Origin of the sequence: Carboxydothermus islandicus (assembly GCF_001950325.1) — a bacterium.
In the GTDB taxonomy this organism is placed as follows: domain Bacteria; phylum Bacillota; class Z-2901; order Carboxydothermales; family Carboxydothermaceae; genus Carboxydothermus; species Carboxydothermus islandicus.
The window spans coordinates 20,652-43,134 of record NZ_BDJL01000141.1 but is presented as its reverse complement, the minus strand read 5'-3'; the positions used below and the strand labels follow the sequence as shown (position 1 = coordinate 43,134).

Genomic DNA, 22,483 nt, shown 5'->3' with positions numbered 1-22,483 from the left:
GCGGTATTGGTTTCCTTTTTCCACTCGGGAGTCGGTAAAAGTCCCGAACTTTCCCCGGGAAGGTCTATGCCGGTCATCATTCCCAGACCAAATTGTTTACCCACTTCCACAATTTTTTCTACTCCCACCCGCCGGGCCATCGTCCAGAAATAAACGTTGCAAGACTCTTTAATGGCTTTAACAAAGTTTACAACCCCGTGGCCCCTTGGGTTCCAATCTTTAAAAGCACGATTTCCCAGTTTGTAATACCCCGGGTCGAAAATTGTTTCGGAGGGTGTAGTTACCCGATTTAAGAGGGCAGCCATGCCGGTGACCATTTTAAAGGTAGAGCCGGGAGGATAGGTGGCTGAGACCGCGCGATTATAAAGCGGCCGATCGGGATTTCTAATATACTCATCCACCTGTTTTTGGGTTAACCCTTTGGGAAAAGCTGCCGGATCAAAAGTGGGGTAACTGGCCAGGGCCAGTACTTCCCCGTTTCTCACATCAAGGACCACTACCGCACCCGCTTTAGCATCGGGATAACGGTTTTGTAGCGCTGAAATGGTTTTTTGCAAACTTTCTTCCGCAGCTTTTTGCAGGTCGACATCAATTGTTAAAACCAAGGAATTACCCTGCTCCGGTCGGGTTTTTATCCCTAAGTCCCGGACAGGATTACCCCGGGCATCCACTTCGATTTCCCGCCCACCATTTTTTCCGCGTAAAACCGATTCATAAAAACTTTCCAGGCCCGTTTGTCCGAACATATCCCCCAACTTATATCCTTCAGCTTGATGTTCCTTTAACTGGGTATCTTTGATCTCCTGGATATATCCCACCACATGTGCCAATAAAGTACCGTACGGATAATCCCGGGCAGGCTCGATATTTACCGTAACTCCCGGAAGTTCGTATCGTCGCTCTTCAATTTTCGCCACCACTTCCCAGGGTACCTCAGAAGCCAGGCGAATTGGTTCATACGGCCGTGCTTTAGAGTTTTTAATTTTTAACCGTAGTTCCTCTTCGGAAACCTGGAGGATTTGCGCCAGTTTGGGTAAAATTACATCGGCATTTTTTAATCCGGTAAACAATAAAGAAACGGTATAAACGGCTTTATTGGTAACTATTTTTTTGCCATTCCGGTCCAATATTTCTCCCCGGGGGGCTTTGACATCAATTATCCTTATAGCGTTTTTGCGGGCCATAGTCTGATATTTGGCCGTAGCATATACTTGAAGATAAAAAAGCCTTCCCCATAAAATAAACAGGAAAAACGTTACCACCACACCCATCCAGCCCAAATTGGCTTTGCTGTTTTTTTTCAAGGCTTATTCCCCCTGACGGCGCGGTAAAAAAAGAAATAAAAGACAGGCGTTAGGAAAAAGTTGTATAATGCTTCTACGGGCATTATCCTGCCAAAGGCTTCGGTGAAGGTAATACTTATACCCAGGAGATTTAAAAAAGCTACGTAGAGAAAATCCTTTACAAAAGTTAAAACAAAAACAATAACCCCCGGAAACCACCAGTTTTCCGGATATATTTTTCCTTCTAACACCCCCGCCAGAAAACCGGCAACCATTTTTACCAAAGTATTAAGCCCGATAAAGTGGCCGGTAAAGAGGTCTTCAATAAGGCCTCCTTGCATACCGAAAAAGGCCCCCCGGGGGGGACCATATAAAAAGCTTAAAATTACCGTTAAAATTAAAATTAAGTCCGGTTTTACTCCATTTACCGCCAGGCGGCTAAAAACCGTTTGCGCTATTATATAAAAAAATAAAAAATACAGCATAGCCTTTAGATTTGACATACCATTGCCCCCAGGTGTCAACGACTGCCTTTTAAAATAAAAACTTCCTCTAACCGGTCAAAATCCACATAAGGACGAACCTTCGCCACCTGTACCAAACCCGACGGATCTTTGGTTACACTTACAATGTAACCGATAGGTATACCAGCGGGAAATACTCCTCCCTGCCCGGAGGTTAGCACCTTCTCTCCGGTACGAACTTCAAGATTTAGCGGAATGTTATCCATAATAAGCTCGGAGGATAAAGCCGTTCCTTTTATTATCCCCGGAACCCGTCCCTGGTAAGTAACCGCCGCCACACTGCTCCGCGGATCGGTAATTAGCAATACTTCACCGTTTAAAGCGGCCACATTCATCATCCGGCCCACCAGACCGTTTTGGTCCAAAACCGGCATGTCTTTCTTAATTCCGGAACTTTTTCCCTGATTTACCGTAAAAGACTTATACCAGTTGGCCGGATCCCGCTCGATAATTTTGGCCACAATAAGTTCATAATTTGGGTGTTCCTGACTGTAGCCCAGCAGTGCTTTAAGCCGCAGGTTTTCCCTCTCTACTTCCTGTAAACGATTTAACTGGTATTTTAAAGCAGTATTTTCCTGAAGAAGCCTATCTTTTTCCCGCCGCAGCTCATTAATATCTTTAAAGTATTGGGTAACATTGCTAACTCCACCCCAGAGAAAACTAACCGCCCGGGCAAAAGGGTAAGTCAAGTCTTTAAGTCCGGACTTAACTTCGGAAAAAAAAGGAAGCTCCCGGGTGGTATAGCGGGCAAGAGACAGGAGAAGCACCGTCAGCAATACCCCAACTAAAAGAGTCTTGCCCCAGTATCTCTTAGCCAACTATATCACGCCTCTTTTATGGATTTTTTGGGGGTTTTTAAAACATTTCTTAAAACATTGAGGTTTTCCAAAGCTTTTCCGGTACCGTAAGCTACGCAAAACATCGGTTCCTCCGCCACGTGGACCGGCATGTGGGTTTCGGCACTTATTAACTTATCAAGACCTTTTAGCAATGAGCCTCCCCCGGCCAGCATAATCCCGTGGTCCATGATGTCCGCCGCCAGTTCCGGAGGTGTCTTCTCCAAAGTGGCTTTAATGGCCTCCACAATGGCCGAAACCGGTTCTTTTAAAGCCTTATAAATTTCCTCGGAACTCACTTCAATTGTTCGCGGCAGTCCGGTAATTAAATCCCGGCCCTTTACCTCATAAGTGGTAACCGTATCCTGAGGGTAAGCGGAACCAATGTTAATTTTAATTTCTTCCGCTGTACGTTCGCCAATCATTAAATTGTAGGTTTTCTTAATGTGATTAATAATCGCTTCATCCATTTCATCCCCGGCAATCCTTAAGGACTGGCTGGTTACTATCCCCCCAAAAGAAATTACCGCAACTTCGGTGGTACCTCCGCCGATGTCCACAATAAGATTGCCGGTAGGCTCTTCCACCGGTAATCCCGCTCCAATCGCTGCAGCCATGGGCTCTTCAATTAAATACGCTTCCCTGGCCCCTGCGGCCAAAGCTGCATCCCGGATTGCCCTTTCTTCCACCGCTGTAGCTCCTGAGGGTACACACACCACCACGTTGGGCTTAATTAAATAGGTCTTATCGCCCAAAGCCTTGTTAATAAAATGTTTTAACATGTTATATGTAATGTCAAAATCGGCAATAACTCCATCTTTCATCGGCCGGATAGCCACAATATTTCCCGGAGTCCGGCCAATCATCTGCTTGGCTTCGTTGCCTACCGCCAGCACTTGCCCCGTTTCCTTTCTAATCGCCACCACCGAAGGTTCTAATAAAACTACGCCCCGTCCCTTTACGTATACCAAAGAGTTAGCAGTTCCCAGGTCAATGCCTAAATCCTTTGCTACCAATCCAAATTTAAAGGCCATCTTAACTTCCCCTTTCTAAAATAACCGCTCGGCTTTCATACTGATATATTTATTTTCTCCGAGAATTAGATGATCTAAGAGTTTAATCCCTAAAATTTCGGAAGCCTTTTTCACCCGGCCGGTAAAATCTATGTCTTCTTTGCTGGGAGTTGGGTCGCCGCTGGGATGATTATGGGCAATAATTACCGCATAAGCCCCAATTTTTACCGCTTCCCGAAAAATATCTCCCGGCGACACCCCCGCATGATTTACCCCACCAATGGCAACTACATTTTCACCGCAAAGCTGGTTTTTGGTATTTAAATATAACACCACCACTTGTTCCTGCTTTTTGTGGCCAATTTTGTATCTTAAATAATTATAAACATCATCGGGATTTAAAAAATTTAGCTTATCCTCACCGGTAAGCTCGTAATAGCGCCGGGCTAATTCTAAAGCCGCTAAAAGTTTTGCTGCTTTGGCCTGGCCAATTCCTTTAAAGCTTTTTAACTGTTCGGGATGCACCTCTATTAGCCCCTTTAACCCGCCAAAAGTAGTTAAAAGTCGTAACGCCAATTCCAGAGCATTTTCCTGGGGCGTACCGCTTCCAAGAAGCACCGCCAGGAGCTCAGCCGGGTTTAAACTCTCCGGTCCATGGCGTAAAAGCCGCTCCCTCGGTCTGAGCTCCTCTGGCAGGTTTTTGATTTTTTCCCCCATTAATATCCCCACTCTCTAAGTTCACGATACAATCGGGCCACCGGAAGCCCCACCACATTAAAATAACATCCTTCAATTCTTGCCACAAAAAGAGCACCTTTGCCCTGTATGCCGTAAGCCCCCGCTTTATCAAAGGGCTCCCGGGAATCTATGTAATTTTTTATTTCTTCATCGGTTAAAGGGTAAAACCAGACTCTGGTAGCCTCGACAAAACTTTTTTCCCGTTTTTGCGGCTGTTCCATTAAGGTTACTCCGGTATAAACATCGTGTTCCCGCCCGGACAGGGTTTTTAACATGAAATAAGCCTCCTCTTCATCCCGGGGCTTACCCAGTACTTTTCCCTCTACCGCTACCACCGTATCGGCAGCAACGATGACTCCTTCCTTTATTTTTGCAGCCACATTCTCGGCTTTTTGGCGGGAGAGGGTTAGCGCCAATTCCATGGGATTTAACGAATAGCCCTCTTCCTTTACCTCCGGCGGAATTATTTCAAACCGGCTGTAAATTTTTTTTAATAACTCCTGCCGGCGCGGTGATTTTGAAGCCAGGTAGATTTTCAAGAAAAATCCCCCTTCTTTCACAAAAAGTTTATCATCTTTATAAAACCCATGCAATTACTTTTTTCAAACAAAAAACCCCGGTAAACACCGGGGTCTTAGTCGCGGCGAATATTAAAGGATAGAACTTCTAAATTAACCGTTAGGTCCACACTTCTAACGATAATCTTATCGGGAACGTTTAAAACCGTCGGAGCAAAGTTCAAGATCCCCTTCACCCCCGCTTTTACCAAACGGGTAGCAACATCCTGAGCATAAGCTGCCGGAACGGCAATAATTCCAATCTCCACGTTGTTTTCCCTGATCACTTCTTCTAACTTGTCAATCGGTAAAACTTCGTACTCGTTAATTTTTTTACCGATTTTGGTCAAATCGTTATCAAATACCCCTACTATGTAAAAACCCCTCTCTCTAAAGCCCCGGTAAGCACAAAGAGCCGAGCCGAGATTTCCAGCACCCACCACTACCATATTCCAGGTAGTATTTAATCCGAGAATTTTTAAAGTATGGTCTAAAAGCTCCTTAACATTGTACCCAACCCCCCGGGTACCAAACTCGCCAAAATAAGCAAGGTCTTTTCTAACCTGAGCTGAAGTTACCCCTACCCCCTGGGCAATGTCCGCCGAAGACACGGTAGTAATGCCTTTACGGTACAGGTTTTCCAGATAGCGGGAGTATACCGAAAGCCTTGAAATTGTGGCTTCTGGAATTTTAAACCCTTTCATACCGCTCCCCTCCTTATAGGTGAATTATAACACAAAGAAAAAAAAATAAACAATAATCCTTAATAATAAAAGTTTTTTATAGGTAATTTTCCTTGTTCCAAAAAATTTACCTGCATATACTCAAATTTTTTTATTTAAAGAAAAAACCAAAAACTATCGAAAATTATTCAAAGAAACCGCTAATAATTTTACCAATTTTCATGACCGGTAAAGCCGGATTTATTAAGGGCCAGCCTAACACAACCGCTAATACGTAATAAAAGGAAATTAACATTAAAACGGAAAATACGATTAATTCCCGGTACTCCTTTTCCCGCAGGAGGGGATAGCCAAAAACACCCAATATTAAAAAATATAACCCTACCAAAAGATATGCCAAGGAAATCACCACCCTACTGGGGTTTAATTGAAGCGGCTGTCATCCCCGTTCGAACAATTTTAGCCTGAACCTTTACCTCAATCGACAAATTTTTAATTTCCTCCTCCCAGTCATCTTTTATCTCCTGCCAGAGCCCGGGGTTTTCCCGGTAGATAAAACGGCCAAAACCGGCAGGATCTGCACCAATTTCCCTGGTTTTATTAATAAACTCCAAAATATCGCGCCGGACCGACTTGGCATACTCCCGATTTAATTTTTGAAAAGTTTCCTTTTTACTAAAATCAAGGCCGTTTTGGACCTCGGTTATAATCCCTTCTGTTTCCACCTTAAGTCTTATTATAGGCTTATTCTCCACCACCTTTAGTTCCCACTTCGCTTTTGATTTTTCCAATTCTACCGAAAGCTTATCTTCGGGATTAAAGGGGTTAGTAACCTCAGTAATCCCGCCTTTTACTTTGTTGGTAACAATCAACAAACCCCGGGACTGTTTCTCATCAAGCCAGCCCACAAATTTATCTTTTTTAAAAAGAGCCGTTTGAAATACCCGAATATCTTTTCGCCCTTTCTTGAGCAAAATCTTCACCCCAGGTGCGTAAGGATCCACCCCTTCTTCCTCCATAAGCTCAATAAAATCCCCTAACTCAATAATCCCAGCTTCCGCAGTAAGATACGACTTTTGCGCTAAATCATAAATAGCAATTGCCGGAACTTTCACCAGTCCAGGAAAACCATCCCAAACATCAACCGCTTTACCTTTTACTATTAAGACATAATTATCCCGGCGAAACTGCGGGTTTCTCTCAAAAAAATCCAAAAGGTTTTTTAATCCGTCGCGGGCTACTTCTTCGGAGATAAGTATCACCCGGTTGTGGGCATAATACAGGCGCAAAGCCGTTTCCATATTAAGTTCCCGCAAAGAGGTAAAAAAAAGTTCGCCACTAATAAGCCTTATGACGTAAGGCTTTTCTCCACCGCCACCTCCTTTACTGGTAAGAGCACTGGGATTAACCACCTGCACTGAAAATAAGTACCGGTCTTTTTTTAAACCTTTTTTATTTTCATCCACCCCTATGCCCTGTACAATCGCTAAATCTTCCAATTCCATCCGGCTCCAGCAACCTGTAAAGAAAATTTGCCCGATAATTAACAAAGCCGCTAAGACCTTTTTCACCGCCGCTTCTCCCCTTTATGATAGCCCGGTCTTAATCCTTCTTTTACCCGCCGCTCATCCCGGGGACGAAAGTGTTTGGGCCTCTTGACCATAAGCCACCGGGGCAGTCTTACAACAACGTCTCGCTGGTCGGGAATGCTTAAAGGTGCTATCGGGGCCAGGTAAGGAACCCCAAAGGAACGGGTATTGCAAAGCAAGATCACTAAAAAGATAAAGCCCATCATCAGCCCGAACATGCCAAAAGTTGCCGCCAAAATCATCATCCCAAAGCGGTAAATCCGGGCCGCTACGGCCATGTTAAAAGCCGGAATGGCAAAGGAAGCAATTCCGGTAATGGCAACGGTAATAACCATGGAAGTAGATACAATTCCCGCTTCAACCGCCGCCTGCCCGATTATTAATGCTCCAACGATACTCACCGCCTGACCAACGGGACGCGGCAGGCGCACCCCCGCTTCCCTGAGAGCTTCAAAGGCAATCTCCATGATTAACGCTTCGACAAAAGCGGGAAAAGGTACTCCCGAGCGGGAAGCCCAGATATTTATTAAAAGCTCCGTTGGAATCATTTCCTGGTGATAGGTAATAATCGCAATGTAAAGGGAAGGTAAAAACATAGCAATAAAAAAAGCTAAAAGGCGAATTAAGCGTAAAAAGTTTCCGATGAAATATTTTTCATAATAATCTTCCGCTGCTTGAAAGAACTCGGGAAAGGTAGCCGGTACTATCAAGGCTAAAGGAGTTCCGTCGGTTAAAATTACCACCTTTCCCTCTAACAAATCCGCTACCGCTTTATCCGGTCGCTCGGTATGTTTAATCTGGGGAAAGATATTAAATGGATCGTCTTCTATAAACTCTTCAAGATAACCGCTCTCTAAAATAGCATCCACATCAATCCGGGAAAGCCTGTTTCGTACTTCCTCCACAATTTGGGGATTAGCAATGTCTTCGAGATACGCTATTACCACATCGGTCTGAGAAATCCGCCCGATTTTTAAAGCTTCAAACCGGAGGTAGGGCGAACGGACCCGCCGCCGGATTAAGGTTGTATTTACCCGGATGGTTTCGGTAAAACCTTCCTGTGGACCCCGCACCACCACTTCATTCATCGGTTCGGTTACCGATCGGGTTGCCCAGCCCTTGGCGCTGGCCAAAAGTGCCACCGGACAATTTTCCAGAAGAAGCCCAACTTCACCGGACAGCACCGCCAGCAGAAACTCATCCAGGGTTTGCACCTCTTTAATTTCCGCAATAGCCAGCATTTCTTCTTTCAAACTTTTATAAGGGTCAGCGGGCTTTTCCCTGGCAATTTTGGCCTCAACCATTAAAGGCTTTAAAATCCCATCGATAACCACCATTTTATCTACCAAACCATCAATCATTACCGCCGCCGCCGCAACCCCGTAATAGCTGAATTCTCTGATAACAAGGTCCGAAGGATCCCCTAAAATTTTTCTTATTTCCGAAGCGTCAACCGTAACCTTCCCGGAAAATCTTTTTTCTTTATACTCCGAAAGCCTGGTTGGCTTTTCTTCGTTAAAAGATGAATTTTTTCCTTTACCCTTAAAAATTTTTGTAATTTTTCCCCATAAGCCCATTTTGCCCCTCCTTTCCTCTTTATAGTATTGAAGAAAGGAGGAAAAAATATGCATTAACTGTCGTAAGTCGTCGGTGGTCAGTGGTCGGAAAAACATCTATACCTACACAATAAAAAAGAAAAAACGGGCAAAAGCCCGTCTAATCTCTATCCTGCAAAAGTAAAGGGCGGATTTCGCCAATCATATAAAGGGAACCGGTAATTAATAAGAGGGTTTGGTGTTCTTGCGCAATTTCCAGGCCGTAAGATAAAGCTTTGGTCGGTTCTTCAATAACCTTCACCTTAACCCCTTTTTCTTTAAAAAGTCGTGCTAAGACGGTGATATCTCCCGCCCGGGGAGTTGGAGGTCGGGTCACTACCACTTCCAAGGGTAAATCCAAAAGCTCCGCCACCACTTTTTCCCGCTCTTTATCGGCTAAAACTCCCAGGAGCAGTACCGGCTTTACCCCGGGAAAATAGTCAGCAAAAGCTTTCCTTAAAGCTCTAACTCCATCGTGATTGTGCGCCCCATCGATAAGTACCGGCGGATTTCCCGGAATATACTCAAAACGCCCCGGCCAAATGGCCTTGCTAAATCCCCGGTAAATTGCTTCCACCGGTATGTTGTATTTTTCCCGCAGGATATTAAGAATACCAAAAGAAATTTTGGCGTTTAGAAGCTGATGAGCTCCTAAAAGGCGAATTTTAACCTCGGGATAGGTTTCACCCCGGTAAATAAGGTCAAAAATCTGCCCTTTTAAGCTTTTTTCTTTTAAATTCAAAACGATTTCCTCATTAACATCCAAAAGAGGGCTGTTTTTCTCTTTTGCTACCTCTTTGATAACTTCCAGAGCCTCCCCTGTTGCCGCCGTTACCACCGGCACTCCCGGCTTTATTATCCCCGCCTTAACCCGGGCAATTTCGGTAATGGTATTTCCCAGATAATCCATGTGATCCATTCCCACATTGGTAATGGCGACAACTTCCGGACGGGAAACCACATTGGTAGAATCAATTAAGCCTCCCAGTCCTACTTCTAAAACCACAAAATCAACTTCCTCTTCGGCAAAATACTTAAAAGCCATCGCCGTGGACACTTCAAACTCGGTGGGATGTTCAAAACCCTCATCGACCATCGCCAGAAGCACCGGTTTTATTTCCGTTACTAACTTAGAAACCCTTTCCGGCGAAATTTCCTTACCGTTTATTTGATAGCGCTCGGTATACCGGGAAAGGTGGGGCGAGGTAAAAAGCCCCGTTTTATACCCCGCCTCCTTTAACACCGTAGCCGTTAACGAACAAACCGACCCCTTACCGTTTGTTCCCCCGATGTGAACTACCTTTACCTTTTCCTGCGGATTGCCAAGCCTTCTTAAAAGTTCGGAAATCCTCCCCAACCCCAAATTAATTCCAAACTTGGTAAGGTTACTTAAAAATTCCAGTGCTTCACTATAGTTCATGGGAAAGCATCCCTATCCTTTGTTCTAAGATTTCCTTTTCCCGGTAAAAGCTTGTTAGCTTCTCCCGTTCTTTATTGACCACTTCTGCAGGAGCTTTAGCTAAAAATCCAGGATTATTTAATTTCTGATTAAGCCGTTCGATTTCCGCCAGAACTTTTTTGAGCTCTTTATTGAGTCGCTCTTTTTCTTTTTCCAGGTCAATTAAATCCTTAAGCGGTAAATAAACAGTTACTCCTGCCGCAACTCCGGTTAAAGCTCCCTCCGGCGCCTCCATCTCCGGAACGACCCGCGGTTCGCTTTGGGCTAAAGCTGCTATTGCCCAGGCGTTTTCGTTAAGTAAGCGGGTTAATTCCTGGTCCGCAGTCACTAAAATAACTTCACCGCGCTTTCCTGGCGGAACGTTAACCTCGGCCCTGAGCCTTCTTATTTCCCGGATAACCTCCATTAAGCTGCTCATTTGTTTAACGGCCTCGGGGTCTTCATAATCCCCCCGCCCTTTTGGCCAGGGCGCCAGCATTATCGTCTTTCCTTCGTGGGGAAGTCTTTGCCAGATTTCTTCGGTAATAAACGGCATAAAGGGATGGAGTAACTCCAGGGTAGTCTTTAAAACCACATACAGCACTTCCCGGGCAGTATCCCCTCCGGGCATTTTCCCGTATAAACGGGGCTTGGTAAGCTCCACATACCAATCGCAAAACTCATCCCAGATAAACTCGTACAGTTCCCGGGCCGCTTCCCCTAACTCATACTCGTCCAGATACGAAGTTACTTTCGAAATTACAGCGTTTAACCGTGCTAAAATCCAGCGGTCCGCTAAGGTAAGCTCTTCTTGCTTAATTCCCTGAGGAGCAAATCCTTCGAAATTCATTAACACAAAGCGGGAAGCATTCCAGAGTTTATTGGCAAAATTCCGGGCCCCATCCAGGCGTTCAAAGTGAAATCTTAAATCATTCCCGGGAGTATTGCCGGTTACCAGCATAAACCTCAAGCTATCGGCTCCGTGGCTTTCAATAACCTCTACCGGATCAACTCCGTTACCCAGGGACTTACTCATTTTTCTCCCCTGGGCATCCAGGACAAGGCCGTGGATTAAAACTTCCTTAAAGGGTACTTCTTTCATGAATTCCAGGCCCATAAAAAGCATCCGGGCTACCCAGAAAAAGATTATATCCCGGCCGGTAACCAAAACCGAAGTTGGATAGTAGTACTTCAGGTCTTCGGTATTTTGGGGCCAGCCCAGGGTGGAAAAAGGCCAGAGAGCCGAAGAAAACCAGGTATCTAACACATCGGGGTCCTGATGGACCCTGGTACTCTGGCATTCAGGACAGCTTTTTACCTCTTCCCGGGAAGGGATAACCTCACCGCACTCGTCGCAGTACCATACGGGAATCCGGTGACCCCACCAGAGCTGCCGGGAAATACACCAGTCCCGGATGTTATACAGCCAGTTAAGATAAATTTTGGTAAAGCGTTCCGGCACAAACTTCACCTTTCCCGTTAAAGCCGCTTCTATGGCCGGCTCCGCCAGAGGCTTCATTTTTACAAACCACTGTTTGGAAAGCCGCGGTTCGATAACCGTATCGCAACGGTAACAATGACCAACCGAGTGGGTTATCTCTTCCTCCTTCACGAGAAGGCCTAAATTTTTTAAATCCTCAACTATTTTCTTCCGCGCTTCATACCGGTCAAGCCCCCGGTACTTGCCAGCGTTTTCGTTCATTACCGCATTATCATCTAAAACTACTACCTGTGGCAGCTTGTGCCGAAGCCCCACTTCAAAATCGTTGGGGTCGTGAGCCGGAGTAATCTTTACCGCTCCGGTGCCAAACTCCTTATCCACATACTCATCGGCAATAACCGGTATCGGCCGGTTTACCAGGGGTAAAATCACGTTTTTGCCGATAAATCCCCGGTACCTTTCGTCTTCCGGATGAACCGCCACCGCCGTATCGCCTAACATGGTCTCCGGCCGGGTAGTTGCCACGGTAAGATAACCGCTACCATCTTCTAAAGGATACTTAATATAGTATAGCTTGCCATCTTTTTCTATATGCTCCACTTCAATATCGGAAATAGTGGTTTTACAGTGGGGACACCAGTTGGTAATGTAGTAGTCCCGGTAAATAAGTCCCTTTTCATAAAGCCGTAAAAACACCTCTTTAACTGCTTCGGAGCAGCCTTCATCCAGGGTAAAACGCTCCCGTTGCCAGTCGCACGAAGCCCCAAGAGTTCTCAACTGCTCGGTTATGCGGTTACCGTATTTTTCCTTCCAGGCCCAAACCCTTTCTAAAAACTTTTCCCGGCCCAAATCGTCCTTGGTAAGTCCCTCTTTGCGCAGTTCTTCCTCTACTTTAGCCTGGGTAGCAATCCCCGCATGGTCGGTTCCCGGAAGCCAGAGGGTATTAAAGCCCTGCATTCTTTTGTAACGGGTAAGTATGTCCTGCAGAGTGTTATCCAGTGCGTGCCCCATGTGAAGCTGACCGGTAACATTGGGCGGTGGCATAACAATACAAAAAGGCTTCCGTTGATCGGGTTCGGTATGGAAAAAGCCGTTTTCCTCCCAGTATTTATACCATTTTCTTTCCACTTCCCGGGGAGAATAAACCGAAGGCAAGGTCATTGTATATTCCTCCTTTTCTTAAGGTATAACTCTATCATATAAAAAAGCCCCTTCCACCCAAGGGCGAAAGAGGCACTTTCCGCGGTACCACCTTGCTTCCGGGAAATAACGCTCCCGGCACTTTGTAGCTATAACGGGCATAACCCGGTGAAAGGTACTGGCTTCCCCTTCACAATCTTAGGGGCGACGTTCCCGAAGCCTGCCAGGAAAGCCTTTCAGCCCAGGGGCTTTCCTCTCTGCATGGAGGCATTTCGGTACTCCTCCCCGGCATCATTTTTTCCTTTTCACTTGGAAATTATTTTATATTTTTCCCGGGAAACTGTCAACTTTAAACAAGTTGCTGCATAACAGTTTTTAAGGGTGATATTATGAAAAAAATTATTGGGAGCGTTTTTTTGCTGGTTTTAATTACCACAGGAGTTTTTCTTATGCAAATCTTAAATAAGCAAATCACCTATGGACTTTACTTGCCGAAAAACTCCCCCCATTTTTGGCTTTTATACTATTTAACCGACAAAGGTTACTGGGATTTTTACGGAACCAGAGTTAAAATCGTAGACAAATTAGTTAAGGCTGATCTCATCGCGGTAAAAGCCTCGGAAAAAATCCCTCCCGGCTATAAAATACTTATAAAATTGTCAAATTTCGAACCGTACTCAATTTATCTAAGAAATCCTGCGCAAAATTTTTCTTTCAAAAATAAAGCGATAATCCTTCCCTCCAAGGGGAGTAAGCAGTACCGGGATTTAGTAGATTTTTTATCCCGGCAGGGTCTAAAACCTTATAAAGACTACACCCCTTATTTTGATTTACCGGAAGAAATAAAAGAAGAAGCATTTATGGCCGGCATCGGAAATCTCTACATTACTTCTTCCTTAACTCCCCTGAAAAAATTAAACCCCTTTGCGGTTATTAAAGCCCCGGACCTTGCTGTTTTAGCAGTAAAAGACGATATCAAATTCAAGGAATTACAAAAAATTATTTCCGCCCTTTATCACGGACAAAAAGCTTTTTACCAGAACCCTGAAACCACCGGTTTTTTATCCCTTGCCCCCGCAACCCAGCAAAAGCTTTTTCTTTTCCTGAATAATGAGGGGTTTTTCTCAAAAAACCTTTCCTTTAACCCGGTTACCGTAGCCTTAGCTCAGCAATACTACAATAACCCCCAGGGCCCTTTTTTCCCTGAATCTTTTTACCAAAAACTTTTTAACCAAATCAGGGAAAAAGTTAGTTTTACCGACCTTCTCCTTTTTGTTTTTAACAAAATCTTTTCATAAAAAGACCACCGAATAACGGTGGTCTTTAATGCACGGAAAGTTCCGATGGTTCGGTGACTTCCTTTTCTTCCGCCGGCACCGGCGGTTCAATTTCAGGTTTTTCTTCCCGAATTAAGGCTGCCTCCAAAACCTCATCCATATGCTTTACCAGGATAAATTTTAGGCCTCTTTTTACCTGCGGGGAAATTTCCTCTAATTCTTTCCGGTTTTCATGGGGAATAATGATGGTTTTTATTCCTGCCCGCTTGGCCGCTAAAATTTTTTCTTTAAGGCCGCCAATAGGCAGCACCTTTCCTCGCAGAGTAATTTCTCCGGTCATGGCTACGTCCTTACGCACCTTTTGTCCCGATAAAGCCGAAACCATAGCCGTTGCCATCGTTATCCCTGCCGATGGGCCGTCCTTGGGAATTGCCCCCTCGGGGACGTGGATGTGCAAATCGTATTTTTCGTGGAAGTTTTCTTCAATACCCAGCTCTTTTGCCCGGGAGCGAATGTAGGAAAAACCTGCTTGCGCCGATTCCTTCATTACTTCCCCTAATTTACCGGTAAGGTAGAGCTTGCCGCTCCCCTTAAGTACCGAAACTTCAATAAACATTACATCGCCGCCCACTTCCGTCCAGGCAAGGCCTGTAGCAACCCCAACCTCATCCTCCGCTTCCGCAATACCGTACCGGAACTTGGGTATGCCCAGATACCTCTCCAGGTTGCTTACGGTAATTTTTACTTCCTCTACGTTGTCGGTAACGATTTCTTTAGCAGCTTTCCGGCAAAGGGAGGCAATTTGCCGTTCTAAATTTCTAACTCCCGATTCCCGGGTATATTCCCGAATAATTTTTAAAAAAGTATTGGTAGAAATTTTGAGATTTTTCGGTTTTAAACCGTGTTCCTTTAGCTGCTTGGGCAAAAGATACTTTTCCGCGATGACTAACTTCTCTTCCTCGGTATAGCCAGGAATATGGATGACTTCCATCCGGTCTAAAAGCGGACGGGGTATGTTGTATAAATTATTAGCAGTCGTAATAAACAGGACATGGGATAAATCAAAAGGCAGTTCAATATAGTGGTCCGAAAAACTGTTATTTTGTTCCGGGTCCAGAACTTCTAAAAGAGCCGCCGAGGGGTCACCTCTAAAATCCATACTCATTTTATCAATCTCATCCAGGAGAAATACCGGGTTCTGACTTCCGGCATTGCGCATTCCCTGAATTATGCGTCCCGGTAAGGCACCAACATAAGTCCGCCGGTGTCCCCGGATTTCCGCTTCATCCCGTACGCCCCCCAGAGAAATACGCACAAACTTCCTTTCCATTGCCCGGGCTATAGATTTAGCCAGGGAGGTTTTACCCACCCCAGGCGGTCCCACAAAGCAGAGAATGGGCCCCTTCATTTTCCTGGTAAGCTTTCGTACCGCCAAATATTCCAAAATTCGTTCTTTAACCTTTTCCAACCCGTAATGGTCTTCCTCCAGTATTTGCTCCGCAAGTTTAATATCCAGGCGGTCCTTGGTGCGACGATTCCATGGAAGGGCCAATATCCAATCAAGATAGTTTCGCACCACCGTTGCTTCAGCCGCCATCGGTGGCATTTTTTCTAACTTTTCCACTTCTTTTAAGGCCTTTTCCTCAACTTCTTTTGGAAGCTTAGCTTCTTTAATTTTTTCCCGGTACTCTTCCCCTTCGGCAACCCTTTCATCTTTTTCCCCTAATTCCCGCTGAATGGCTTTAAGCTGTTCCCGCAGATAGTACTCCTTCTGGGTTTTTTCCATTTGCTTTCTAACCCGCAAATTGATCCGCCGCTCTATTTCTACTATTTCCAGTTCCCGGGCTAAAATTTCCAGCAAAATTTCCAACCGTTTCTTTACGTCCAACGCTTCGAGGATTCTTTGTTTATCTTCAATTTTTAAAGGCAAATGGCTTGCCACTACATCCGCCAGGCGTCCCGGTTCCTCCAAATTGACAACGGTTATGGCCGTTTCCGGCGGTATTCTTTTGGAAAGTTTAACGTACTGCTCAAACTGGTAAATTAAGCTGCGGGTTAACGCCTGGATTTCCGGGGTTTTACTTACCTCTTCCTGGGTCACCTCCACTTCCACCCGGAAAAAAGGTTCCATTTCTATGTACTTTTTAATTTTAGCCCGCTGGATACCTTCAACTAAAACCCTTAACGTTCCTCCTGGAAGTTTTAAAAGCTGCTTTATTTCGGCGATAGTGCCTACCGTAAATATATCGTCCGGAGCTGGCTCATCTATTTGGGCATCTTTTTGGGTAGCCAGACAAATAATGCGGTCGGAAATCATTGCTTGATCTATAGCAGCAATTGATTTTTCCCGGCCCACATCTAAATGTATAACCATATAGGGAAAAACCAAAAGGCCCCGTAAAGGCAAAAGCGGTAATTCCCGTGTTTCCACCTCTAACCACCTCCCTTTTTGAGTATCATTATTCTACCATAAAATAATCTAAAAAGTAAGTTCAAGCTAAGGAGGAAGGAAGGGTTTGGTCCTTTTCTGCAAATAAATAATTTAACGCTTCATCAACACTTTTTACGGGAACCAGGTTTATTTTTTTATTTCCTTCTACTTCGGGGTAATTACCCCGGGGCAAAAAAACAGTTTTAACTCCGGCCCGGACTGCAGCTTCAATTTTATCGGGAATTCCGCCTACGGGACAAATTTCACCTAAAAGGGAGATTTCCCCGGTAAAAGCGGTTTTGGCCGGAATTAAACAGCGGAAAATTGCCGAATAAAGGGCCACTAATAAGGCAAGCCCGGCCGACGGACCATCCACCGGCCAGGGAGCCGGAAAGTTAAAATAAATATCGTATTTTTGGGGATTAATTCCCGTTTGGCTGCGAAAAACCGCAAAAACATTATCAAGCGCCCCGCGAATTTTACTGCGGGCAATGAGTTCGGTATGACTTTGGGAAAATTTTTCTTCTTCAATTATACCGGAAACGTTGATACTTCCGGGCAGGTTTTCGGCGGGTTCGGCCAATGCTTCTACGGCTAAAACCGCACCGTTTTTGGGTCCCGTCACCGCAAGACCCAGAGCCCTTCCTATCGCCGGTTCATCGGGTAAAACAATCTGGGGTTTGGGATGATAATTACCCGCCCGGGCCACAAACAGCACATCTCTTGCCAGAATTCTTTTTCTTCCCTCCCCTATCGCCAGCCCCGCCGCCAGCTGGACGATATTAACCGCTTCGCGCCCGGAGTTGGCGTATTTAACAATTGTTTGTAAGGCATGCTTTCCCAGGGAAATTCCTATTTTTTGGGCAGCATTTTGAACAATTTTCCGGATTTCTTCATCTCCAAGGGGTTTAAAAAATATTTCCACGCACCGGGATCTTAAAGCCGGTGGCAGTTCTTCCGGATTTCGGGTGGTTGCCCCAATTAAACGAAAATCCGCAGGTAAACCTTTTTGGAAAATTTCATGAATGTGTTTGGGAATTTCCGGGTTTTCGGAAAAGTAATAAGCGCTTTCTAAAAAAACCTTCCGGTCTTCTAAAACCTTTAAAAGCTTATTCATCTGTACCGGATGAAGTTCCCCGATTTCATCGATAAATAAAATCCCCCCATGGGCTTTGGTTACCGCCCCGGGCTTGGGCTGGGGAATTCCGGCAATTCCTAAAGGGCCTGCCCCCTGATAGATAGGATCGTGAACGGAGCCCAGAAGAGGATCGGCTATTCCCCGCTCGTCAAACCGGGTACAGGTGGCATCCACCTCAACAAAGGCGGCCCCTTCTTTAAAAGGAGAAGCGGAACTTTTAATTGCTTCCTTTAACACCAGCCGGGCAGCAGCCGTTTTCCCTACTCCCGGTGGTCCGTATAAAATTACGTGCTGGGGATTGGGACCGCATAATGCGGCTTTTAAAGCTTCAATCCCTTCTTCCTGACCGACAATTTCCGAAAACTTTTCCGGCCGTGTCTTTTCCGCTAAGGGTTCCGTTAAAGAAATTTTGCGTAAATGATTTAATTTAGCCAGCTCCTTTTCACTTTCCCGTTCTAGATAACTCTTATTTACCTGCTGGGCTTTTCCCTGAGAAAAGAGAAGGGCCAAAATTGCTATTAAAAGAATAATTTGGCCCACCGCTAAAATTCCGCTAAACCCGTCCATTTCACTCACCTCTTTCCTATTATTACCGGAAAGAGGCAGTTTATTTAAAGGTCTAACTCATTTTCGTCACGAAAGACCAGATACGTTAGGATTCCCGTTAATGTCAGTCCCGTTAAATGTACAATCCACCAGCCCGGCTCTAAAAAACGAAATTTTTGGGGAAGATTCTTCTTTAAGTGGTGCATTAAAAATCATCTCCCTGTCCAAGTTTTTTTAATAAGCTTTAAAAAATAAATACACTAACAATCCAATCCCAACCAAATGAACCACCCACCAGCCCGGTTGAAAAAAACGCAGCGTTTCCGGAAGTTTTTCCACACTAACACCTCCTCGCTAAATTTACTCTTAGTTTTCCCCATCTTTTTTATTTTACTTGCCAACCCTATTCCGATATCTGCTTTTAAACAATAAAAAAAGAAGTGGTCCTTGCTTAAACACCAAGAACCACTTCCAACTTCCAAACTCTAATCTCCAACATCCAATTAGGCTGTTTCCTCTTTTTTGCCCTTTTTCCGCTTTTCCGAAGTTCCCACTAAAATGGGTTTTGCTTTATTTTCAATAACATCCCGCGTTATTATGCATTTTATAATGTCTTTGCGGGAGGGTATTTCGTACATAACATCGAGCATAACTTCTTCTAAAATAGCTCTAAGGCCCCGAGCCCCGGTATTTCTTTTAATAGCTTTCTGGGCAATAGCTCTTAAAGCATCTTCTTCAAATTCTAAAGTTACCCCATCTAATTCAAACAGTTTCTGATACTGCTTTATTAATGCATTCCTGGGCTCGGTGAGGATTCTAACCAGAGCATCTTCATCCAGTGCATCTAAAGTCACAATAATTGGCAGACGGCCAACAAACTCGGGAATTAAGCCAAATTTCAGTAAATCTTCCGGCATAATATGTTTTAAAATTTCGCCAACATTTTGCTCTTTCCTGGGTTTTATTTCCGCTCCAAACCCCAGACCTTTCTTCCCGATTCGGTTCTGAATTATTTTCTCTATCCCTTCAAAAGCTCCACCAACGATAAAGAGGATGTTGGTAGTATCAATTTGAATGAACTCCTGATGCGGATGCTTCCGCCCTCCCTGGGGCGGTACGGAAGCAATGGTCCCTTCTAAGATTTTTAAAAGAGCTTGCTGGACCCCTTCTCCGGATACGTCCCGGGTAATGGAAGGATTTTCCGACTTCCGGGCTATTTTATCTATCTCGTCAATGTAAACAATTCCCTTTTCGGCCCGCTCAATATCATAGTCGGCGTTTTGAATTAGTTTTAAAAGAATATTCTCCACATCTTCGCCTACGTAACCGGCTTCCGTTAAGGCAGTCGCATCAGCAATGGCAAAAGGTACATTTAAAAATCTGGCTAAAGTTTGAGCCAATAAAGTCTTTCCGGAACCGGTAGGCCCTAACATAATGATGTTACTTTTGGATAACTCTACATCATCAATTTTCCCACCAAGGTTAATCCGTTTGTAGTGATTGTAAACTGCTACCGCCAATACTTTCTTGGCTTCTTCCTGACCAATAACATACTGGTCAAGATAAGCTTTGATCTCCTGGGGTTTGGGGAGTTCTTCCAGGGAAATTTCCAGGTCGTCAGCTAATTCTTCTTCTATAATTTCGTTACACAGTTCAATGCATTCATCACATATATAAACTCCTGGTCCAGCCACAAGCTTTCGCACCTGATCCTGATGCTTACCGCAAAAGGAACACTTTAGCTGATTTTTATCAAACATTTCATCACCTCAAAGATTATTTCCGAACGGTAATCACCTCATCGATGATTCCGTATTCTTTAGCTTCGGCAGCCGACATAAAGAAGTCCCGCTCGGTATCCCGTTCAATCTTCTCTTTCGGTTGTCCGGTATGTTTGGTCAATAATTCATTAAGTATATCTTTCATTCTTAAGATCTCCCGGGCATGAATATCGATATCGGTTGCTTGCCCCTGTACTCCCCCCAAAGGCTGGTGAATCATAATCCGGGCATAGGGCAGAGAAAAACGCTTACCCTTGGCCCCGGCCGCTAAGAGAAAAGCACCCATGCTTGCCGCCTGACCTATGCAAATAGTAGAAACATCCGGTTTAATATACTGCATGGTATCGTAGATGGCCATTCCAGCGGTTATTACTCCTCCGGGAGAATTAATATATAAGTGAATATCTTTTTCCGGGTCTTCCGCTTCCAAGAAAAGCATTTGCGCTATTACTAAATTGGCAACGTGGTCATCTATAGGTCCTCCAATAAATATTATGCGGTCTTTTAATAACCTTGACCAAATGTCGTAACTTCTTTCTCCCCGGCTGGTTTGTTCTACTACAATGGGAACAAGATAGCTCATAACCACACCCCCTTATGCTAATTTAAACGGCTTTGGCATTTTCCACCAAAAAGTCAATAGTTTTTCGGCGAACAATGGAATAGGCAATATCATCCATTCGCTGAGCAAAAAGCTTTTTAATTTCCTCTACCGGTTGCTGGTAAAGTTCGGCGATTTTACCAAGCTCCTTATCTAATTCTTCATCGGTAGCGGTAATTCCTTCTTTTTTGGCAATAGCTTCTAACACTAATTCGGTTTTAACATTGCGTTCGGCTCTTGGTTTTAATTCTTCCTTTAATTCATCCAGGGTTTTCTTCTGGTATTCCAGGTACTGTTCCAAGGTTAACCGCCGGTACTTAAGCTCTTCCTCAAAATGATGAAGAATATGATCAACTTCGTGGTTTACCATGCTTACGGGAATTTCCACATTAGCATTATCTACCACTTTTTCAATTACTTCTGCTTCCATTTTTTCCCGGGAAATATTTTCCTTGGCTTGAGCAATCTTTTTCTTGAGGTCTTCTTTTAACTCCGCCAGAGTTGAAAATTCGGAAACATCTTTGGCAAACTCATCATCAAGGGGCGCTAACTCTTTCCGTTTAATTTCTTTTAAAGTTACGGTAAAGACTGCCGGTTTTCCAGCAAGGTCTTCTTTCTGGTAATCCTCAGGAAAGGTAACATTAATATCCCTGGTTTCTCCCGGTTTCATACCCACAATTTGCTCTTCAAATCCAGGAATAAAAACCTTTGAGCCCAGTTCTAACCGGTAATTGTCCGCACTTCCCCCTTCAATGGGTTCCCCATTCATTTTCCCGGCAAAATCAATTACCACCATATCACCAAGTTTTGCTTCACCATCTTCAACGGTAATAAGTTTCGCATACCGATTCTGGAGATAGGTCAGTTCTTTTTCTACTTCTTCATCGGTAACTTCAACGGGCATTTTGGTTACTTCCAGGCCGGTATATTGACCCAGCTCAACCTCGGGTTTTACATCTACAACCGCTTTATAAACCAGCGGTTCATTAATCCCGTAGGAAACCAAAGATACTTCCGGTTTATCTACCGGTTCGATTCCTGCCTCATTAACCGCTTTAACATAGCTCTCCGGCAACAGTTCCTCCAGGGCTTCTTCTAAAATATACTCTTTACCCACATGTCTTTCCACTAAAACCCTGGGAGCCTTTCCTTTTCTAAAACCAGGGATAACTACTTTTTGGGCAATTTTTTTATAAGCTTTTTCGTAAGCTTTAGAAACTTCCTCCGCCTCTACCTCAACGGTTAATTCCACCCGACTCTTTTCTAAAGTTTCTTTGGTAACTTTCATCTTGATCCTCCTTGCAATATGTATTTAATCTCTTGTTGCCTTTTTTTGGCATATTCCGCTAAAAACAACATATTCAATTACTATTATATTCTACACAGAATCTAAACAATGTGCAACTAAAAACTGTCTTTAAGAAACAGCCCGGCCAAAAAACAAATAACCCTGCACGCTAACTGCAGGGCTTACTTTCTGGAGCGGAAGACGGGATTCGAACCCGCGACCCTCGCCTTGGCAAGGCGATGCTCTACCACTGAGCCACTTCCGCAGCTAAAGTTAAAATGGTGCGGGTGGAGGGACTTGAACCCCCACGGTTACCCACTGGATCCTAAGTCCAGCGCGTCTGCCAGTTCCGCCACACCCGCCCTTTTGGAAGTTAGATGTTGGAGGTTAGAAGTTAGAAATAAAAAAAAACAAAACATAAATAAAAAGTTAAAGGTTTTTCCAAAATCTAACCTCTAACTTCTAAATTTCCAAATAAAATGGTGAGCCATGAAGGACTCGAACCTTCGACACCCTGATTAAAAGTCAGGTGCTCTACCAACTGAGCTAATGGCTCACAACAAAACTTTATTGTAACAGCTTTT

Annotated in this window: 19 protein-coding genes, 3 tRNA genes and 1 other annotated feature; of the genes, 1 reads left to right on the top strand and 21 read right to left on the bottom strand. The window is 44.4% G+C overall.

Translation table 11 applies throughout. From position 1 onward, the window contains the following. The 12 genes from mrdA to ciss_RS12095 all read right to left on the bottom strand — a co-directional run. A partial coding sequence (gene mrdA, locus ciss_RS13055) for a penicillin-binding protein 2 (protein ID WP_201787807.1) occupies positions 1-1,304 on the bottom strand: 1,304 nt, incomplete at its 3' end. Next, positions 1,301-1,786, bottom strand: coding sequence for a rod shape-determining protein MreD (mreD, locus tag ciss_RS12145; RefSeq protein ID WP_075866553.1), 486 nt, complete (start codon positions 1,784-1,786; stop codon positions 1,301-1,303). The genes mreD and mrdA, both read right to left, overlap by 4 nt. A gap of 17 nt (positions 1,787-1,803) precedes the next feature. Then, a complete protein-coding gene (gene mreC / locus ciss_RS12140; protein ID WP_075866552.1) occupies positions 1,804-2,625 on the bottom strand; it encodes a rod shape-determining protein MreC in 822 nt (273 codons plus the stop codon). A gap of 5 nt (positions 2,626-2,630) precedes the next feature. Further along, positions 2,631-3,677: a rod shape-determining protein gene (locus ciss_RS12135; protein WP_075866551.1), complete on the bottom strand. Its 1,047-nt coding sequence runs from the start codon at positions 3,675-3,677 to the stop codon at positions 2,631-2,633. Positions 3,678-3,692: 15 nt separating this feature from the next. Beyond that, positions 3,693-4,373: a RadC family protein gene (radC, locus tag ciss_RS12130; RefSeq protein ID WP_075866550.1), complete on the bottom strand. Its 681-nt coding sequence runs from the start codon at positions 4,371-4,373 to the stop codon at positions 3,693-3,695. Then, positions 4,373-4,933 carry a Maf family protein gene (locus ciss_RS12125; protein ID WP_075866549.1) on the bottom strand — a complete coding sequence of 187 codons (561 nt, stop codon included), beginning with the start codon at positions 4,931-4,933 and terminating at the stop codon, positions 4,373-4,375. The genes radC and ciss_RS12125 overlap by 1 nt, the downstream gene beginning before the upstream one ends. Positions 4,934-5,028: 95 nt before the next feature. Then, positions 5,029-5,655 (bottom strand): redox-sensing transcriptional repressor Rex, encoded by a 627-nt coding sequence (locus ciss_RS12120; RefSeq protein WP_075866548.1) that lies wholly within the window; start codon positions 5,653-5,655, stop codon positions 5,029-5,031. Between the two features lie 163 nt (positions 5,656-5,818). Continuing rightward, the gene (locus tag ciss_RS12115) at positions 5,819-6,034 is read right to left on the bottom strand and encodes a hypothetical protein (protein ID WP_075866547.1); all 216 of its coding nucleotides are present in this window, start codon (positions 6,032-6,034) and stop codon (positions 5,819-5,821) included. A 13-nt stretch (positions 6,035-6,047) separates the two neighbouring features. Beyond that, on the bottom strand, positions 6,048-7,205 hold the full coding sequence (locus tag ciss_RS12110; protein ID WP_075866546.1) for a Ger(x)C family spore germination protein: 1,158 nt from the start codon (positions 7,203-7,205) through the stop codon (positions 6,048-6,050). Further along, the gene (locus ciss_RS12105; RefSeq protein ID WP_075866545.1) at positions 7,202-8,800 is read right to left on the bottom strand and encodes a spore germination protein; all 1,599 of its coding nucleotides are present in this window, start codon (positions 8,798-8,800) and stop codon (positions 7,202-7,204) included. The genes ciss_RS12110 and ciss_RS12105 overlap by 4 nt, the downstream gene beginning before the upstream one ends. Before the next feature lie 139 nt (positions 8,801-8,939). Beyond that, positions 8,940-10,238, bottom strand: coding sequence for a bifunctional folylpolyglutamate synthase/dihydrofolate synthase (locus ciss_RS12100; protein WP_075866544.1), 1,299 nt, complete (start codon positions 10,236-10,238; stop codon positions 8,940-8,942). Continuing rightward, entirely contained in the window at positions 10,228-12,858 is a 2,631-nt protein-coding gene (locus ciss_RS12095) for a valine--tRNA ligase (protein ID WP_075866543.1), read from the bottom strand. Before ciss_RS12095 ends, ciss_RS12100 begins: the two co-directional genes overlap by 11 nt. Before the next feature lie 56 nt (positions 12,859-12,914). Continuing rightward, positions 12,915-13,138 (bottom strand) — a binding site (T-box leader). Positions 13,139-13,286: 148 nt separating this feature from the next. Here ciss_RS12095 and ciss_RS12090 point away from each other — a divergent pair. Further along, positions 13,287-14,135 (top strand): hypothetical protein, encoded by an 849-nt coding sequence (locus ciss_RS12090; RefSeq protein ID WP_143298570.1) that lies wholly within the window; start codon positions 13,287-13,289, stop codon positions 14,133-14,135. Between the two features lie 25 nt (positions 14,136-14,160). Here the strand turns inward: ciss_RS12090 and lon are convergent, their stop codons facing one another. From lon to ciss_RS12050, 9 genes are all read right to left on the bottom strand, one after another. Beyond that, on the bottom strand, positions 14,161-16,545 hold the full coding sequence (gene lon / locus ciss_RS12085; protein WP_075866541.1) for an endopeptidase La: 2,385 nt from the start codon (positions 16,543-16,545) through the stop codon (positions 14,161-14,163). 61 nt (positions 16,546-16,606) lie between these two features. Next, positions 16,607-18,250: an ATP-dependent protease LonB gene (lonB, locus tag ciss_RS12080; protein ID WP_075866540.1), complete on the bottom strand. Its 1,644-nt coding sequence runs from the start codon at positions 18,248-18,250 to the stop codon at positions 16,607-16,609. A 44-nt stretch (positions 18,251-18,294) separates the two neighbouring features. Then, the gene (locus tag ciss_RS13405; protein WP_166504030.1) at positions 18,295-18,435 is read right to left on the bottom strand and encodes a hypothetical protein; all 141 of its coding nucleotides are present in this window, start codon (positions 18,433-18,435) and stop codon (positions 18,295-18,297) included. A 297-nt stretch (positions 18,436-18,732) separates the two neighbouring features. Then, entirely contained in the window at positions 18,733-19,989 is a 1,257-nt protein-coding gene (gene clpX, locus ciss_RS12075) for an ATP-dependent Clp protease ATP-binding subunit ClpX (protein WP_075866539.1), read from the bottom strand. A 16-nt stretch (positions 19,990-20,005) separates the two neighbouring features. Next, complete coding sequence (gene clpP / locus ciss_RS12070) at positions 20,006-20,593, bottom strand: ATP-dependent Clp endopeptidase proteolytic subunit ClpP (protein ID WP_075866538.1); 588 nt, start codon at positions 20,591-20,593, stop codon at positions 20,006-20,008. A 22-nt stretch (positions 20,594-20,615) separates the two neighbouring features. Further along, positions 20,616-21,899: a trigger factor gene (gene tig, locus ciss_RS12065; protein WP_075866537.1), complete on the bottom strand. Its 1,284-nt coding sequence runs from the start codon at positions 21,897-21,899 to the stop codon at positions 20,616-20,618. A 190-nt stretch (positions 21,900-22,089) separates the two neighbouring features. Next, positions 22,090-22,164: transfer RNA gene (locus ciss_RS12060), tRNA-Gly, on the bottom strand. 14 nt (positions 22,165-22,178) lie between these two features. Continuing rightward, positions 22,179-22,261, bottom strand: a tRNA-Leu gene (locus tag ciss_RS12055). Between the two features lie 118 nt (positions 22,262-22,379). Then, positions 22,380-22,455 (bottom strand) — tRNA-Lys (locus ciss_RS12050). Positions 22,456-22,483 lie beyond the last annotated feature (28 nt).